Raw genomic sequence first — 14,958 nt, 5'->3', positions numbered from 1 at the left:
CCGGCTTATTTCACCGTAAACTGATAGTCACCGTTGGTTTTGTGCCCGTCAACAGAAACCACTTTCCATTCAACGTGATAGATACCGGCCGGCAGGGTTTCTGTCAGCGGCAGGATCAGACGGGTATCATTCCCTTCCGCCAGTTCCGGTTTTCCGGCTGCAACAGATTTATTCTGTGCATCTTTCACACTGATTTTACTGAATTTCAGTTCAATCCCTTCTGAAAAATCCAGAGAGATATTTTCCGGTGAGCCGGTCACCGCCGCATCTGCCGCCGGAACCAGCGTTTTGACATGAGCGTGGGCAAACGCCTGCTGGCCGGATAAACCGACAAACAAAACAACAACAGCAGATAATTTGCGCCAGTGCGCGGTCAGGTTGGTTAACATAATGGTATGCCTCATTTTTGCAGGTGATGTAATTATGCGGGACATACTAGCGCAACCGGGGGCATTGCGGAAACCTTCACAGGCCGGAGAGTGTTTTTTGTGATCGGTAACACAAATAAAAACCACACAAATATCAGTATATTATGATAATTGTGTGGTTATATTATAAATAATAATACTGTCAGAAATAATCAGCTTGCTGATGGTTCGCTTGCCATCCGGCCCAGATCTTTATCCAGCAGGAACAGCGATTTACCGCTGTCACCCACCATTGCGAATTTATCCAGCACGGATTTAAACAGTTTTTCTTCTTCGTGCTGCTCAGCCACATACCATTGCAGGAAGTTAAAGGTGGAGTAATCCTGTGAGGTCAGCGCAGCATGAACCAACTTATTAATTTCATCAGTAATTAATTTTTCATGTTCCAGCGTCAGGGTGAAAATATCACTCACTGAACTGAATTCTGACGGCGGAGCATCAATGGCCCCGAGCAGCGGCATCGCGCCGGTATCGCTGAGGTAATTAAACAGGCGCTGCATATGTTCCATTTCTTCCGCTGCGTGCGCTTTCAGAAATGCGGCAGCACCTTCGTAGCCTTTATCAGCACACCATGCGCTCATCTGCAGATATAAATTTGAGGAATAAAATTCAAGATTCAGCTGGGCATTCAGTTGTTTGACCATATCCGGCTTTAACATATACAGGCTCCTGTCAGTCGTTTATTTCATCATCTGCGGTCATTATGCACACTCCTGCCGGGAAGAAAAGTGCTATTTAATAAATTCACAACATATTGAAAACAAAATGATTTTGTAAGGATAATCAGAATTAATCGCATTCTCTTTATGGGGATGCCGAATACACGTCAATCCGGGCTTGCAGTCCGGCGGCAGCTCAGTTAAGTTAAGGCCGTCAGCCGTTACAGGAGCATATCGTGGGTTATAATCTTGCCGAACTCAGCCAGGAAGAGATGGATAAAATCAATGCGGACTTAGCCGCATCCGGTGTCGCCTTTAAAGAGCGCTATAACATGCCGGTGATCGCCGAGCAGGTGCAGCAGACACTGCCTGAATCCCTGCGTGCCTATTTTGCCGAACGTCTGGTGTTTTACCGCCAGCGCAGTGCCGGGCTTTCCCGCCTGCCGTATGAACCAAACGCCAAACGCTGAATATAACAAAGGCGTGCAGTTGCACGCCTTTTTACGGTTTAACCGTCAGTGTCATTACTGCGGCAGACTGTATGTCATGGTCTTCGCTGCACAATTAATATCAACCGTGTAACTGACCTGTTTTTTCGAGCCGCGCACAACCAGCGGTACGCTGTAATTACCGTCTTTCTCAGTCACTTCCGCCACGTTCACCCAGGCAACCGGCTTGCTGCCCAGCAGCGCTTTGTCATCCTGCCAGCGCGGGTAACGGCTCTGCACAAAGTCATATTTTACCTGTGCCGCTATCTGATCTTTATTCAGCGACTCACACGCCGGGAAAGTCACCATACGCTCATTTTTGACTTCCGTCGTGGCCGGAGCCTGTGCGCTGACGGTGAATGCCAGCAGAATACCTGCACCTGCCAATCCGGTACGGGTGAACAGATTCATTGCCTTCATAAAACCTCCTGTTTTAATCCCGAAAGAGACTAAATGTCATTTTTATACAATAGCGCTTAATTAAATTTCACTTAATGCTTATTGCTGCAAAGTAACATATTTATTATCAGGAAATTGTGACACTTGTTAAATATTTGTTTCTATTCTTCGCTGTCGTCTTCTTCCTCATCAAACAGCGCGCGGATCTGCTCACCACCGTGATGCCGTTCGCGTAACTCCGCCGCGACCTGTGCGATAGCCTCACCACTGCTCATACCTTCCTGCATCAGGGTGTGGATCCGCTCAACTGCGGCCTGCTGTTCTTCATGACTTAACGCGGGCATTCCGGTAAACATAATCACCTTCTATAACATTTCAGTAAAAAACACATTATACTCATAAAGATGGCGGGACGCATCCGCCTGTTTTCCGATAAGATAACCGGCAGTTTCCGGACACAGATTACTGACAGACTGAATTATGACATCACATTCCGTACCTGTACTGACACCACTGGATTATCATCCCGGTCTCGCCCTGACCCTGTTTGCCCCGCTGTCACATCAGCCGTGGGCCATGCTGCTGCACTCCGGCAGTGCTCAGCATCAGCATAACCGCTTTGATATTCTGACCGCCGATCCCCTGATGACACTCACCACCAGAGGCGATGAGACCTTAACTGAAGATAGCCGGGGGCAGCGTGTCCGTCAAAATGATGACCCGTTTCAGTTACTGGATGCGGCGCTTGCACAGTGCGGGCTGGCTCCTCAACCGCACGATGACTATCCGTTTGCGGGCGGCGCGATGGGATTATGGGGATATGATCTCGGGCGGCGAACCGAGTCTCTGCCGTCACTGGCACGTAATGAGCTGTCTGTGCCGGATATGGCCGTTGGCATTTACGACTGGGCGGTGATTGTTGACCACCGGCGCCTCCGCGCCACATTAATCACCTATACCGATCCCGCCGAACGTCTGCACTGGCTGGAAAGTCAGAAAGCTCCGGACAGCCGGCCTTTCGCCCTGACCGGCCGCTGGCAGTCCGATATGACCGAAGCGGAATATCACGAAAAAATTGCCCGTATTCATGACTACCTGCAGGCCGGCGATTGTTATCAGGTCAATCTGTCACAGGGTTTTTCCGCCCCGTATGAGGGGGATGAATGGCAGGCGTTTCTGCTGCTGAATGACGAAAACCGGGCACCGTTTTCCGCGTTTCTCCGTCTGCCGGAAGCCGCCATTCTGACTGTTTCACCGGAACGCTTTCTGTGGCTGAAAGACGGCACCGCAGAAACCCGCCCGATTAAAGGTACCCGTCCGCGTCATTTGGATGATCCGCAGGCCGACGATGCTGAAAAACAGGCGCTGGCCGCATCAGAGAAAGATCGCTCGGAAAACCTGATGATTGTGGATCTGATGCGCAATGATATCGGCCGGGTGGCACTTCCGGGCTCGGTCAGTGTGCCGTCGCTGTTTGCAGTTGAGCCGTTCCCGGCAGTCTGGCATCTGGTCAGCACCATCACAGCACAGTTACCGGCGGCATGCCGTGCGGCACAGTTGCTGCGCGCCTGTTTCCCGGGCGGTTCGATTACCGGCGCGCCGAAAATCCGCGCGATGGAAATTATTGAAGAGCTCGAACCTGTCCGCCGCCATGCCTATTGCGGCTCCGTCGGTTATATCAGTGCCTGCGGCACCATGGACACCAATATCGCGATCAGAACCCTGATTGCTGAAGACAACCATCTCTATTGCCGGGCCGGTGGCGGGATTGTCGCAGACAGTCGTGCCGCAGATGAATACCAGGAAACGTTCGATAAACTGGGCCGAATACTGACAGTTCTGCCGGAGAAAACATCATGAGTCCGCTTGAGCGCTTTATTCCCCGGTTTCAGCTAACCCGCCCTTCCGAAGCGGAAATTGCCGGTGAGCGGGATCGCCGGGCGGCGGTTTTGCTGCCTATCACCAATAAAGCCCGGCCCGGGATCCTGCTGACACAACGGGCAGCGTCACTGCGCTCCCACCCGGGGCAGATCGCCCTGCCCGGCGGCGCGGCAGATCCGGGCGAAATTTCCCCCATCGCCACCGCACTGCGCGAAGCACGTGAGGAAGTCGGTATTCCGCCTCAGGCCGTACAGGTACTGGGACAAATGGCACCGGTAGACAGTGTGACCGGCTTCCGGGTCACCCCGGTGGTCGGGATTATTCCGCCGTCTCTGCCGCTGGCCGGCAACCCGCAGGAAGTGTCAGATATTTTTGAGCTGCCGCTGGATGCCGCCCTCGATCTGAACCGCTACCGCTACATTGATATGACCCGCAATACGGTGGAGCGCCGCCTCTATTTTTACCTATATGAGGGACGGATGATTTGGGGGTTAACAGCGGGTATTTTATATCGTCTCGCAACGCAAGTGAAAAATGATTGATTTGTAACCGAATTCACACTTCTGCCCTATTTCCCCCTGCTTTTTTTCATCAGGTATGCCCGAATTTTATCCGAAAGCGCTGTTCCGCAGTGAAAAATGCGATAAACTACTTTATCCGTGTGAGCAAATAACAGTAAAGTAACGCGCTTTACGATAAATCACTATTACATTGTTTTTTAAGGAGTCTGACGTGATTAGCGTTTTTGACATGTTTAAAGTGGGGATTGGTCCTTCCAGCTCCCACACCGTAGGGCCGATGAAAGCCGGGAAGCAGTTTGCTGATGAGTTGGTTGAAAAAGGTCTGATTTCCCGCGTGACCCGCGTTTCTGTTGATGTCTACGGATCACTCTCCTTAACCGGGAAAGGTCACCATACCGATATCGCCATCATTATGGGTCTGGCCGGTAACTTACCGGCAACTGTCGATATCGATGGTATCGCCGGTTTTATCCGCGATGTCGAAGAGACTGAGCGTCTGTCCCTGGCCAATGGTCAGCAGACGGTGGACTTCCCGCGTGAAGGCGGTATGAATTTCCACACCGGTAACCTGCCGCTGCACGAAAACGGTATGAGCATCACCGCATTTGCCGGTGATGAAGAGCTGTACACCAAAACCTATTACTCCATCGGCGGCGGTTTTATCGTCGATGCCGAGCATTTTGGTCAGGATAACGCCAACGAAACACCGGTGTCCTACCCGTATGCCTCAGCTGAAGAACTGCTGAACCACTGCCATCAGACCGGGCTTTCCGTCTCCTCCCTGATGCTGAAAAATGAACTGGATATGCACAGCCGTGAAGAGATCGACGCGTATTTCGCCGATGTCTACAAAACCATGACTGACTGTATCGCCCACGGTCTGGAAACCGAAGGCATTCTGCCGGGGCCGCTGCGTGTGCCACGCCGTGCCGCTGCACTGAACCGCCTGATCAACTCCGCCGGTAAACTCTCCAAAGACCCGATGAACGTGGTTGACCTGGTCAATATGTTTGCACTGGCGGTCAACGAAGAAAACGCCGCAGGCGGCCGTGTGGTCACCGCACCGACAAACGGTGCCTGCGGGATCGTCCCTGCGGTACTGGCGTATTATGATCACTGCATCGAGAAAGTGACACCGGAAACCTATCTCCGCTACTTCCTCGCCTGCGGCGCGGTCGGTATTCTGTACAAAATGAACGCCTCTATCTCCGGTGCGGAAGTCGGTTGTCAGGGCGAAGTCGGTGTGGCCTGCTCAATGGCGGCAGCCGGTCTGGCTGAAATCCTCGGCGGCAGCCCTGAGCAGGTCTGTGTGGCCGCAGAAATCGGTATGGAACACAACCTGGGCTTAACCTGTGACCCGGTTGCCGGTCAGGTTCAGGTGCCGTGCATCGAACGTAACGCCATTGCCTCAGTGAAAGCGATCAACGCCGCCCGTATGGCAATGCGCCGTACCAGCGCACCGCGCGTTTCTCTCGATAAAGTCATCGAAACCATGTATGAAACCGGGAAAGACATGAACGCCAAATACCGTGAAACATCACGCGGCGGTCTTGCAATCAAGGTTCAGTGCGACTGATTTTGTGAGTTAATTCACAAAACATAATTCGCTAACATTAATATCCCTGCAACATTGCAGGGATATTTTTTACCTGAAGCGCATCAGCACCGGTCACTTTTCGATCGATTTGTGATGTTTTCAGATGAAAATGTTTATAATATGTAAAATACCACAGTGTATAACTCTGCCAAATAATCAAATAACACCTCATCACTCTGACAAATAACTCATTCAACACAATAATTAACTATAATTAAGTGTTTAATGTTTCTGTTTTGTTGTTTTCTGACGGAAAGCAAGTTTTTTTACCTTCATAGAATGTTAACCTTCTATTTAATTAGTGCCCCGAAATTAATTACCGCTGTTTAAACGTAAATAATTAGCGGTATCACGGGCCTGAGACTATCTTTACACCGGAGTCTTACGGTTTTTTTCTGACCCATAAAAGATTCTGTGTAATACACAAGAACCATCCTGACTGATGTTAAGGGGGAACAGAGGTGAGTATAGCCATTATGATTGGCACCCACGGCAAAGCCGCTGAGCAGTTACTGCGCACGACGGAAATGCTGATCGGTGAACAGGAGAACGTCTCCTTCATCGATTTCGTACCGGGGGAAAATGCCGACACACTATATGCGAAGTACAATGAGAAGCTGCCCGGTTTATCAACCGCTGACGGGGTATTATTCCTCGTTGATACCTGGGGCGGCAGCCCGTTCAACGCAGCAAACCGTATTGTGACTGAGCAGGATCAGGCCGCAGGCGGCAACAGCAATTATGAGATAGTCACAGGCGTTAACGTGCCGATGCTGGTCGAAACCTTTATGTGCCGTGATGATAATCCGTCATTACAGGAACTGGTTGCGGTGGCGCTGGAAACCGGCCGTGAAGGGATACGCGCCCTGAAAGCACAGGACGAACCGGCACCGAAAGCGGCGCCTGCACCAAAACCGGCCGCACAGCCGGCGGCACCGGCAGGCCCGGGCGGACACATGACTATCGCCCTCGCCCGTATTGATGACCGTCTGATCCACGGCCAGGTCGCCACCCGCTGGACCAAAGAAACCAACGTCAAACGCATTATTGTTGTCAGTGACGAGGTTGCCAAAGATACCGTCCGTTCAACACTGCTCAAGCAGGTTGCTCCTCCTGGTGTAACCGCGCACGTAGTGGATGTGGCGAAAATGGTGCGTGTCTGGAATAACCCGAAATACGCCAATGACCGCTGCATGCTCCTGTTCACCAACCCGGCGGATGTTCTGCGCCTGGTGGAAGACGGTGTGGAGATTAAATCAGTCAACATCGGCGGGATGGCCTTCCACGAAGGTAAAAAACAGGTTAACAACGCGGTTTCTATCGATGAAAACGATATCGTGGCATTCAAAGCGCTGAATGACCGCAACATCGAGCTGGAAGTCCGCAAAGTCTCCACCGATTCAAAAATAAAAATGATGGATTTAATCAGCAAAGCTGAAAGTTAATTTGACCCATTACTCAATACAAAATTTGTTGTCTGCAAAATGACTGGTTAAAGGAGAAACACAATGGAACTTTCCGTTGTACAAATCGTCCTGGTCTTCATCGTTGCCTGTGTTGCAGGTATGGGGTCAATCCTCGATGAATTCCAGTTCCACCGCCCGCTGGTCGCCTGTACGCTGATGGGGATCGTACTGGGTGACATGAAAACCGGGATCATGATCGGCGGTACGCTGGAAATGATCGCACTCGGCTGGATGAACATCGGTGCGGCTGTGGCACCGGATGCGGCGCTGGCATCCATCATTTCCACCATCCTGGTTATCGCCGGGGGCCAGAACATCGGTGCCGGTATCGCGCTGGCCATTCCGCTGGCGGCTGCCGGTCAGGTGCTGACCATTATCGTCCGTACCATCACCGTGGCCTTCCAGCACATGGGTGACCGTGCGGCTGATAAGGGGAATCTCACCGCGCTGGGGATGATCCACGTCGGTGCCCTGCTGTTACAGGCAATGCGTATCGCTATCCCGGCTGTCATTGTGGCCGTGTCTGTCGGTACTGATGTTGTCCGTGAAATGCTTGACTCGATTCCTGACTGGGTCACCAACGGTCTGAATATCGCCGGGGGCATGATTGTTGTGGTCGGTTACGCGATGGTTATCAACATGATGCGTGCCGGCTACCTGATGCCATTCTTCTATCTGGGTTTCGTTACCGCGGCATTTACTGATTTCAACCTGGTTGCGCTGGGTGTGATCGGTGCGGTTATGGCTGTGCTGTATATTCAGCTCAGTCCGAAATACAACAAATCGGAAGTCGTTGTCGCTGCCGGCAGCAAAAACGACCTGGATAACGAGTTAGACTAAGTAAGGTGAGCAACATGGTTGATACTACAAGCAACGTAACCGGCAGAAAACAGTTAAGAAAGAGCGACATCCGGGGTGTATTCATCCGCTCAAACCTGTTTCAGGGTTCATGGAACTTTGAACGTATGCAGGCAATGGGCTACGCCTTCTCCATGGTACCGGTGATCCGCCGTCTTTATCCGGAAAATAATGAAGAACGCAGACAGGCTATCAAACGCCATATGGAGTTCTTTAACACCCACCCGTATATGGCTGCGCCTATCCTCGGTGTAACCTGTGCAATGGAAGAGCAGCGCGCTAATGGTGCGGCTATCGACGATGGTGCCATCAACGGTATCAAAGTCGGTCTGATGGGGCCGCTGGCCGGTGTCGGTGACCCGATTTTCTGGGGTACCGTGCGTCCGGTCTTTGCCGCCCTCGGTGCGGGGATTGCCATGACCGGCAGCCTGCTCGGGCCGTTACTGTTCTTCTTCCTGTTTAACCTGGTCCGCCTGGCAACCCGTTACTACGGCGTGGCTTACGGCTACAAAAAAGGCCTGGATATTGTTCAGGATATGGGCGGCGGCTTCCTGCAGAAACTGACAGAGGGGGCGTCAATCCTCGGTCTGTTTGTTATGGGTGCGCTGGTGAACAAATGGACAAAAGTGAATATCCCGCTGGTGGTGTCGGAAATTAAAAACCCGACCACCGGCGAGATGGAAATCACCACTGTCCAGACCATCCTCAACCAGCTGATGCCGGGCCTGATGCCGCTGCTGCTGACATTCGGCTGTATGTGGCTGCTGCGTCATAAAGTGAATGCCCTGCTGATTATTATCGGCTTCTTTGTGCTGGGCATTCTGGGTTATGTCTTTGGTTTCCTGGGACTGTAACCGGCAAAAAACACGTTCTGACGAACGCGTATTTTCAGAAAGAGTATGGTAGTTTAAACGGGAGGCTCGCCTCCCGTTTTCTGTTTCACCTCAGGGGAAAAGAACCACAATGACTGTAAATGATATTGTTCTGCTGGCTGTGATTGTGCTGATGCTGCTGTTTGCCGTCTACGACGAATTTATTGTTAACACACTGAAAGGCAAAACACAGCTGCGGATAAAACTGCGCCGTAATCACCGCGCTGACGCTGTGATCTTTATCCTTCTTATCGGTATTGTTATTTATAATAATATAACCGGACACGGCAGCCCGTTAACAACTTATTTACTTTCCGGCTGTATTATCATTGCTATTTATCTGGCTTTTATTCGTTCACCGAAGTTATATTTTAAGCAGGACGGATTTTTTTACGCCAATGCATATATTAAATATGACAGAATTAAAACAATGAATTTATCCGAAGACGGCATTCTTCTTGTGGGTTTGGAAAATCGTAAAATTTACATAAAAGTTACGCATCTTGATGATTTACAAAAGATTTATAATTTTATGATTAATAATAAATAATAACCCCTCTTTTTTATCCCCCTACAGAAATAAAGACTAATGATGATATTAGTCTTTATTATCTTATTAAAATATCAGATAATGAAAATCATTCTCATTAGCATCTTTTAAAATCAAAATATATATTCTTGCCTTTTTTATTTTCTGTGATATCTTTCCGGTCACGTCATTGGGGAGTAGCCTGTTCTGTTATTAACCTCCCGGGGAAATAACAGAAAATCCGTATCAACATACTTGCGTGATATTATATCAGCATGGTGCGGATGCCGTTTCGGTTGGCAAGACCATAGACACGCAGTTCACCGGAGGTCGGGGTTGGATTGTGTGTATATGGATAAGCTACCCGACCGAGACTGAGTTTATGAGTTTTTACGCCACCCTCGTCCTTGCCCTGGCCCTGTCTATGGATGCCTTCGCCGTTGCTGTCTGCAAAGGCGCTACCCTGCACAAACCACCTTTACGTGAAGCACTGCGCACCGGTTTTATCTTCGGTATAATCGAAGCAGTCACCCCGCTGATCGGCTGGGCTATCGGTATTTACGCCAGCCGCTACGTGATGGAATGGGATCACTGGATTGCCTTCGCACTGCTGTTTATCCTCGGTGCCCGCATGATCTACAACAGTGTCACCGCCGGTGATGACTGCTGCGCCCGTCATGAAAAACCACAACGTCACAGCGCATTACATCTTGCCACCACAGCTGTTGCCACCAGCCTGGATGCGATGGCGATTGGTGTCGGTCTTGCGTTCCTGGAAGTCAATATTGTCCATACTGCGATGACTATCGGGCTGATGACTATGATTATGGCCACCACCGGGATGATCCTCGGGCGTTATATCGGCCCGATGCTGGGTAAACGGGCTGAAATTATCGGCGGAATTGTGCTGATCCTGATCGGATTTACCATTCTGTATGAACACATTGGTTAATCGCTTAATCACTTCTGATGACCCGCTACGGCGGGTCTTTTTATTTCCGGATTATGCTTCCCGGCGGTAAACCCGGATCAGAAAATCCGTTTCGCAGGAAAAGGCCGTTTCTGCTGCCAGCTGATGTTTAACAGCCTCTGTCGCTTTCCAGGCAAACGGGGTCATTGACAGCAGTGCGAGTGCATCCGTGCCGTTCAGCACCATCGGATAAGCCACCTGCTGCTCCTGCGCCGGACCAAATCCCGGGAAATGCTCTTCTTTCAGCGGGTGCAGATGCACTTCATCATAAATAAGGGATTTCAGCTGATACAGATGACGCGGCCCCGGGGTCACGGTAATCACAATGCCGCCCGGTTTCACCACGCGGGTTAACTCCTCCGGATTACACGGCGCATAGATCCGCAGCACCCCATCCAGACTATTATCCTCAAACGGCAACCGCTGGCTGGATGCCACACTGAAGCTGACCTGCGGATAGCGTTTTGCGCCGTAGCGGACAGCAACCTTCGCCACATCCAGCCCGTACACCGTTACCTGCCGTGCCGCAAGGCTTTCCGTCAGTGCGCCGGTGTAGTACCCCTCACCGCAGCCGATATCCAGTATCTGCTCCGCCTGTGCCGGTAAATGCTGTTCAAATGCCGCGATTACCTGATCCCGCATCGGGCGGTAATGGTGATTATCCAGAAATGCCCGGCGCGCCTGCATCATCTCCTTACTGTCACCCGGCTCTTTCGAACGTTTGAACTGGACAGGCAGGAGGTTGATATACCCCTCTTTCGCGAGATCAAACTGATGATGGTTTTCGCAGCTGTAACTGCCGGAACGGTGCGTCAGCGGCTGCTGGCAAAGCGGACATTGGTAAGACATAATCATTCACTGTGAAATAATGTAAAGGTGCAACCGGCAACGGCCTGTGCCGGTGACGGAAAATCTGATGCGAAACCATATCATGAAAACCTACTGGTGGCAGGATAAAATTGATGATTATCAGCAATGGCACAGCCTGCTGGTCAGGGTTAATCCTGAAACGGTAAATGAAGATGCCCCTGCGCTGCTCAGCGGCCATAACAGCCGGATGCAACTGCAGTTGCGTGGTTATCCGCTGTTCTGGGCAACCGTACTGCATGATCACTGTGGTGTCTGGCTGATTTATAATCAGGACCATCCGGCTCAGCAGAATCTGTTATCACCGCTTCGCTCACAACAGGCTGAGAAAATTGCCGCTCTGCCGGCAGAAGAACAAACCCCGCAGTGGTGCCGTTACTTCGCCCGTGATTTACAGGAACGACCTTCCCCGCTGCTCGCAGCCGGAGAGTGGCTGCTGCGCCCGATGAATATTACACCGCCGTCTGCCCCTTATATTGTCAATGCCCCCTGTCCCCGGGAAAAATGGTGCTTCCGTTCACCGTCTGCCAAAGATATCAGCAATGCAGACTGGCTGTTATACAGCGAAGATCTGCCGGATCTGCAATCGCCCGGACGGGTTATGTTTGCGGACTGGTGGTTCGGCGGTTACCAGCTGCTTCCGCGTTACGCGGTTGAGCCGCAAAGCAGCCGCCTGAAATACTGGCGCAAAGTTGCCCGCGAAGGAAAACTGCCGCCGGTGCTGATCTGGTACATCAGCGGTCTGGCATCCTACATTATACTTGATGGCCATCTGCGGTTGCAGGCAGCGTATGATGAAAATATTCCGCCCGCTTTCATTGTACTCAGCCAGTACCATGAATGCAGCTATGAGCCGGATTCTGCCGCGATTGAAAAAGTACAGCAGGCAATAGCGCATCAGATGGATAAAAATCCGCATCCGGATATCCGCGGAATCAACCAGACATTAATCAGCCTGTATCAGAACCGCTACGGGCGCCACTCCACCCGCAGCAGGGCAATACTGGGAGACGGCCGTTCATGGGAAGAAGATGTTTCCCGTTATCTGCGCCGCCACGGGGACACCCGGCACCTCACGGCCATCCTGCAGCGGACGGAAGAGACAGCGTGATAGTTAATCAGATAAATCTGCTGTGAATATTTTTTGTTCACCTCAGAATACATCATTATCCGTCGTGTAAGCCTGTCAGAAATAGTATAAGGAATATCTATGTTCAGACTCTCCCGTACCTTTATTACATCACTCCTGTTGTTATTTTCCGCCTCGCTGTTTGCGGCCACAGAAACCAAACCTGCAGCACCGGCAGATTTGGATCTGGTCTTTGTTCTGGATAAAAGCGGTTCCATGTCCGGTTTTGAACAGGACACCATCGGCGGTTATAACTCCGTTCTTGCCGAAAACCGTAAAAAAGAAGGCAATATTTACGTCACTACCGTTTTATTCAACCACGAAAACAGCACGCTGCATAACCGAGAGCCTATCAGCAAAGTCAAAAACCTGACACTGGATGACTATTCTGTCGGTGGTAATACCGCATTATTGGACGCTGTCGGTATTACTATTAATAAGATCCGCGAAAACCGCAAAATTACCAAAAATAATAATGTGTTATTTGTGATTATTACTGACGGCGAAGAGAACAGCAGCCGTAAATACAGTCGTGACAAAATTAAATCAATGATTAATTCTGCGGAAAAAGAAGATAAGTGGGACTTTATTTTCCTCGGTGCCAATATTGATGCTATTGCAGAAGCCGGTAATATCGGGATTAAAAGCGACAACGCCACCGGTTATGTGCAGGATAAAGCCGGTTACGGCAAAGCGTATGACGCCATAAATAAAGCTGTTGAAGTAAAACAGCAATCAAAACCGATTACTTCCGAATGGAAAGCGGAAGTCGAAAAAGATAACAACGAACGCAATAAAAAATAACAAAACACCTCTTATTTATTCACTAAAACAGTACGGTCCGCCGTACTGTTTTATTTTATCGCTCCGCCGTTCTTTTTTCCTCTCAACTCCTCTCATGATGAACATGGAACGATTAAAGTTCAGCCAGATAAATATCCTGATTTAAGTATATTAATGCTAATAACAATCACGAGGTGTAATTATGTTTAAAAAATCCTGTCTTTTTTTAGCATTAATTCCGTTTATTTCTGTTGCTGCTCCTGTTGATGAAAATGATGCTGCTGACGGTGAATTTATAATGTCCGCAAAATATTTATCCAACAAAAAAATTGAACAAATTGACGGCGTAAAACTGGGCTCAGGATTTATCAGTACTGAGGCCAATAACACCATTATCATCGGTAACACTGCCGATAAAAATGAAATTCCGCCGGAAAACCCGAACAGCAAAATACCGGTAAATCAGCCGAAACCGCCGGTGGCAAAATCTGATTCTGATATTGCTATCGGTAACAGTGCTTATGCAGACGGTTCCGCTGACGGCCAGGCCGGCGCTCCGTCAATGGCTGTCGGTAACGCTGCGGTTGCCAAAGGTGAAGGCTCTGTTGCCCTCGGCAGCAAAGCCGTTTCTGACGGAATGGGTGGCGTGGCCATCGGTGATGCCGCCAAACAGAAAAACGGCGGGATCAGTATCGGCGGCAATGCCAGCGCCGGTGCGGGCGGCACGCTTGATAATCCGTTCGGTGGTTCGGTTGAAATCAACAACAGCGTTGCTATCGGACGTGATGCAAAAGTGACCGGCGGCGCCATTGACTCCATCGCGCTGGGTTCCGGCTCCGTTGCCGGCAAAACCAGTGGTGATGCCCGTTTCCTGGATAAAACCGATGCGGCAGCGCAGTACACCGGTGAATTATCCATCGGAAAAAAAGCAGAAGCACCGCAATGGGGTGAGAAAGATACCTACCGCCGGATCACCAATGTTGCCGGTGGTTCAGAAGATACGGATGCCGCGAATATTGCTCAGCTGAATGTCGTGAATGAAACCGCCAAAACAGCGGATACAAAAGCAACCGAAGCCCAAAAGACAGCGGTAACGGCCAATACAAATGCGATTGATGCGCGAAATACGGCTTACACTGCCAATAATACAGCAAATACGGCGAATAAGACGGCGAACATCGCCAATAACACCGCAAATACGGCTTATAATCTGGCAACACATAACTCAGCCCGTATTGATAAGCTGGAGCTGCGTTATGATGAGCTGAATGACAAAATGCAGCGCGGCTTTGCAATGTCTGCCGCCACATCAAACCTGTTCCAGCCGTATAACGTCGGCAAATTTAACCTCAGTGCGGCCGTCGGCGGATATAACTCCGAAAATGCGGTTGCTGTCGGCAGCGGCTACCGTTTCAATGAGAATGTGGCTGTCAAAGCAAGCCTGGCGACCTCAACATCAAACGGCGGTGATGTCATGTACGGTGCCGGTATGAATCTCGAATGGTAATATA

The 14,958-nt window shown here is 50.4% G+C and carries 17 protein-coding genes and 1 riboswitch; of the genes, 12 read left to right on the top strand and 5 right to left on the bottom strand.

Annotated elements, in window-relative coordinates; genetic code table 11:
* Nucleotides 1-5: 5 nt before the first annotated feature.
* Together copC and ftnA are read right to left on the bottom strand one after the other, a co-directional pair.
* On the bottom strand, nucleotides 6-389 hold the full coding sequence (gene copC / locus AB7038_RS07565; RefSeq protein WP_072867722.1) for a copper homeostasis periplasmic binding protein CopC: 384 nt from the start codon (nucleotides 387-389) through the stop codon (nucleotides 6-8).
* Between the two features lie 191 nt (nucleotides 390-580).
* The gene (gene ftnA / locus AB7038_RS07560) at nucleotides 581-1,087 is read right to left on the bottom strand and encodes a non-heme ferritin (RefSeq protein ID WP_024472918.1); all 507 of its coding nucleotides are present in this window, start codon (nucleotides 1,085-1,087) and stop codon (nucleotides 581-583) included.
* Between the two features lie 236 nt (nucleotides 1,088-1,323).
* On the opposite strand from ftnA, the gene AB7038_RS07555 reads away from it, so the two are divergent.
* Nucleotides 1,324-1,557, top strand: a complete 234-nt coding sequence (locus AB7038_RS07555) for a DNA polymerase III subunit theta (RefSeq protein ID WP_025154120.1) — start codon at nucleotides 1,324-1,326, stop codon at nucleotides 1,555-1,557.
* Between the two features lie 54 nt (nucleotides 1,558-1,611).
* Here AB7038_RS07555 and yebF read toward each other — a convergent pair whose 3' ends face one another.
* Entirely contained in the window at nucleotides 1,612-1,995 is a 384-nt protein-coding gene (yebF, locus tag AB7038_RS07550) for a protein YebF (protein ID WP_368888467.1), read from the bottom strand.
* A 140-nt stretch (nucleotides 1,996-2,135) separates the two neighbouring features.
* Nucleotides 2,136-2,330, bottom strand: a complete 195-nt coding sequence (locus tag AB7038_RS07545; RefSeq protein WP_369453050.1) for a YoaH family protein — start codon at nucleotides 2,328-2,330, stop codon at nucleotides 2,136-2,138.
* Between the two features lie 124 nt (nucleotides 2,331-2,454).
* Between AB7038_RS07545 and pabB the strand changes: the two genes are divergently transcribed.
* The 8 genes from pabB to mntP all read left to right on the top strand — a co-directional run bounded on the left by pabB (nucleotide 2,455) and on the right by mntP (nucleotide 10,650).
* On the top strand, nucleotides 2,455-3,834 hold the full coding sequence (gene pabB / locus AB7038_RS07540; RefSeq protein WP_369453049.1) for an aminodeoxychorismate synthase component 1: 1,380 nt from the start codon (nucleotides 2,455-2,457) through the stop codon (nucleotides 3,832-3,834).
* Nucleotides 3,831-4,397 carry a CoA pyrophosphatase gene (locus tag AB7038_RS07535; RefSeq protein ID WP_369453048.1) on the top strand — a complete coding sequence of 189 codons (567 nt, stop codon included), beginning with the start codon at nucleotides 3,831-3,833 and terminating at the stop codon, nucleotides 4,395-4,397. Before pabB ends, AB7038_RS07535 begins: the two co-directional genes overlap by 4 nt.
* A gap of 190 nt (nucleotides 4,398-4,587) precedes the next feature.
* On the top strand, nucleotides 4,588-5,952 hold the full coding sequence (locus tag AB7038_RS07530; protein WP_368888470.1) for an L-serine ammonia-lyase: 1,365 nt from the start codon (nucleotides 4,588-4,590) through the stop codon (nucleotides 5,950-5,952).
* A gap of 482 nt (nucleotides 5,953-6,434) precedes the next feature.
* Complete coding sequence (gene manX, locus AB7038_RS07525) at nucleotides 6,435-7,418, top strand: PTS mannose transporter subunit IIAB (protein WP_170927072.1); 984 nt, start codon at nucleotides 6,435-6,437, stop codon at nucleotides 7,416-7,418.
* A gap of 63 nt (nucleotides 7,419-7,481) precedes the next feature.
* Entirely contained in the window at nucleotides 7,482-8,279 is a 798-nt protein-coding gene (locus AB7038_RS07520; RefSeq protein WP_004237385.1) for a PTS mannose/fructose/sorbose transporter subunit IIC, read from the top strand.
* Nucleotides 8,280-8,293: 14 nt separating this feature from the next.
* Entirely contained in the window at nucleotides 8,294-9,151 is an 858-nt protein-coding gene (locus tag AB7038_RS07515) for a PTS mannose transporter subunit IID (protein WP_004237386.1), read from the top strand.
* A gap of 109 nt (nucleotides 9,152-9,260) precedes the next feature.
* Nucleotides 9,261-9,719: a DUF986 family protein gene (locus AB7038_RS07510; protein ID WP_046024367.1), complete on the top strand. Its 459-nt coding sequence runs from the start codon at nucleotides 9,261-9,263 to the stop codon at nucleotides 9,717-9,719.
* A 157-nt stretch (nucleotides 9,720-9,876) separates the two neighbouring features.
* Nucleotides 9,877-10,074: riboswitch (yybP-ykoY riboswitch) on the top strand.
* Nucleotides 10,075-10,080: 6 nt separating this feature from the next.
* Nucleotides 10,081-10,650, top strand: coding sequence for a manganese efflux pump MntP (mntP, locus tag AB7038_RS07505; protein ID WP_368888821.1), 570 nt, complete (start codon nucleotides 10,081-10,083; stop codon nucleotides 10,648-10,650).
* Between the two features lie 51 nt (nucleotides 10,651-10,701).
* On the opposite strand, the gene rlmA is transcribed toward mntP, so the two are convergent.
* On the bottom strand, nucleotides 10,702-11,517 hold the full coding sequence (gene rlmA, locus AB7038_RS07500; RefSeq protein ID WP_369453047.1) for a 23S rRNA (guanine(745)-N(1))-methyltransferase: 816 nt from the start codon (nucleotides 11,515-11,517) through the stop codon (nucleotides 10,702-10,704).
* A 67-nt stretch (nucleotides 11,518-11,584) separates the two neighbouring features.
* Here rlmA and AB7038_RS07495 point away from each other — a divergent pair, with 67 nt between their 5' ends.
* From AB7038_RS07495 to AB7038_RS07485, 3 genes are all read left to right on the top strand, one after another.
* On the top strand, nucleotides 11,585-12,646 hold the full coding sequence (locus AB7038_RS07495; RefSeq protein ID WP_369453046.1) for a hypothetical protein: 1,062 nt from the start codon (nucleotides 11,585-11,587) through the stop codon (nucleotides 12,644-12,646).
* A gap of 99 nt (nucleotides 12,647-12,745) precedes the next feature.
* Complete coding sequence (locus AB7038_RS07490; RefSeq protein ID WP_369453045.1) at nucleotides 12,746-13,468, top strand: vWA domain-containing protein; 723 nt, start codon at nucleotides 12,746-12,748, stop codon at nucleotides 13,466-13,468.
* Nucleotides 13,469-13,745: 277 nt separating this feature from the next.
* Nucleotides 13,746-14,954, top strand: coding sequence for a YadA-like family protein (locus AB7038_RS07485; protein ID WP_369453044.1), 1,209 nt, complete (start codon nucleotides 13,746-13,748; stop codon nucleotides 14,952-14,954).
* Nucleotides 14,955-14,958 lie beyond the last annotated feature (4 nt).

The organism is Morganella morganii (assembly GCF_041099235.1).
In the GTDB taxonomy this organism is placed as follows: domain Bacteria; phylum Pseudomonadota; class Gammaproteobacteria; order Enterobacterales; family Enterobacteriaceae; genus Morganella; species Morganella morganii_E.
Note: the sequence above shows the minus strand (reverse complement) of the source record. Positions and strands in the feature narration are given on the sequence as shown.

Coding starts and splice junctions, on each gene's coding strand:
- AB7038_RS07490 (WP_369453045.1), top strand. CDS start 12,746: ATGTTCAGACTCTCCCGTACCTTTATTACATCACTCCTGTTGTTATTT.
- AB7038_RS07485 (WP_369453044.1), top strand. CDS start 13,746: ATGTCCGCAAAATATTTATCCAACAAAAAAATTGAACAAATTGACGGC.
- ftnA (WP_024472918.1), bottom strand. CDS start 1,087: ATGTTAAAGCCGGATATGGTCAAACAACTGAATGCCCAGCTGAATCTT.
- AB7038_RS07520 (WP_004237385.1), top strand. CDS start 7,482: ATGGAACTTTCCGTTGTACAAATCGTCCTGGTCTTCATCGTTGCCTGT.
- yebF (WP_368888467.1), bottom strand. CDS start 1,995: ATGAAGGCAATGAATCTGTTCACCCGTACCGGATTGGCAGGTGCAGGT.
- pabB (WP_369453049.1), top strand. CDS start 2,455: ATGACATCACATTCCGTACCTGTACTGACACCACTGGATTATCATCCC.
- copC (WP_072867722.1), bottom strand. CDS start 389: ATGTTAACCAACCTGACCGCGCACTGGCGCAAATTATCTGCTGTTGTT.
- AB7038_RS07535 (WP_369453048.1), top strand. CDS start 3,831: ATGAGTCCGCTTGAGCGCTTTATTCCCCGGTTTCAGCTAACCCGCCCT.
- rlmA (WP_369453047.1), bottom strand. CDS start 11,517: ATGTCTTACCAATGTCCGCTTTGCCAGCAGCCGCTGACGCACCGTTCC.
- AB7038_RS07545 (WP_369453050.1), bottom strand. CDS start 2,330: ATGTTTACCGGAATGCCCGCGTTAAGTCATGAAGAACAGCAGGCCGCA.
- AB7038_RS07495 (WP_369453046.1), top strand. CDS start 11,585: ATGCGAAACCATATCATGAAAACCTACTGGTGGCAGGATAAAATTGAT.
- AB7038_RS07510 (WP_046024367.1), top strand. CDS start 9,261: ATGACTGTAAATGATATTGTTCTGCTGGCTGTGATTGTGCTGATGCTG.
- mntP (WP_368888821.1), top strand. CDS start 10,081: ATGAGTTTTTACGCCACCCTCGTCCTTGCCCTGGCCCTGTCTATGGAT.
- AB7038_RS07515 (WP_004237386.1), top strand. CDS start 8,294: ATGGTTGATACTACAAGCAACGTAACCGGCAGAAAACAGTTAAGAAAG.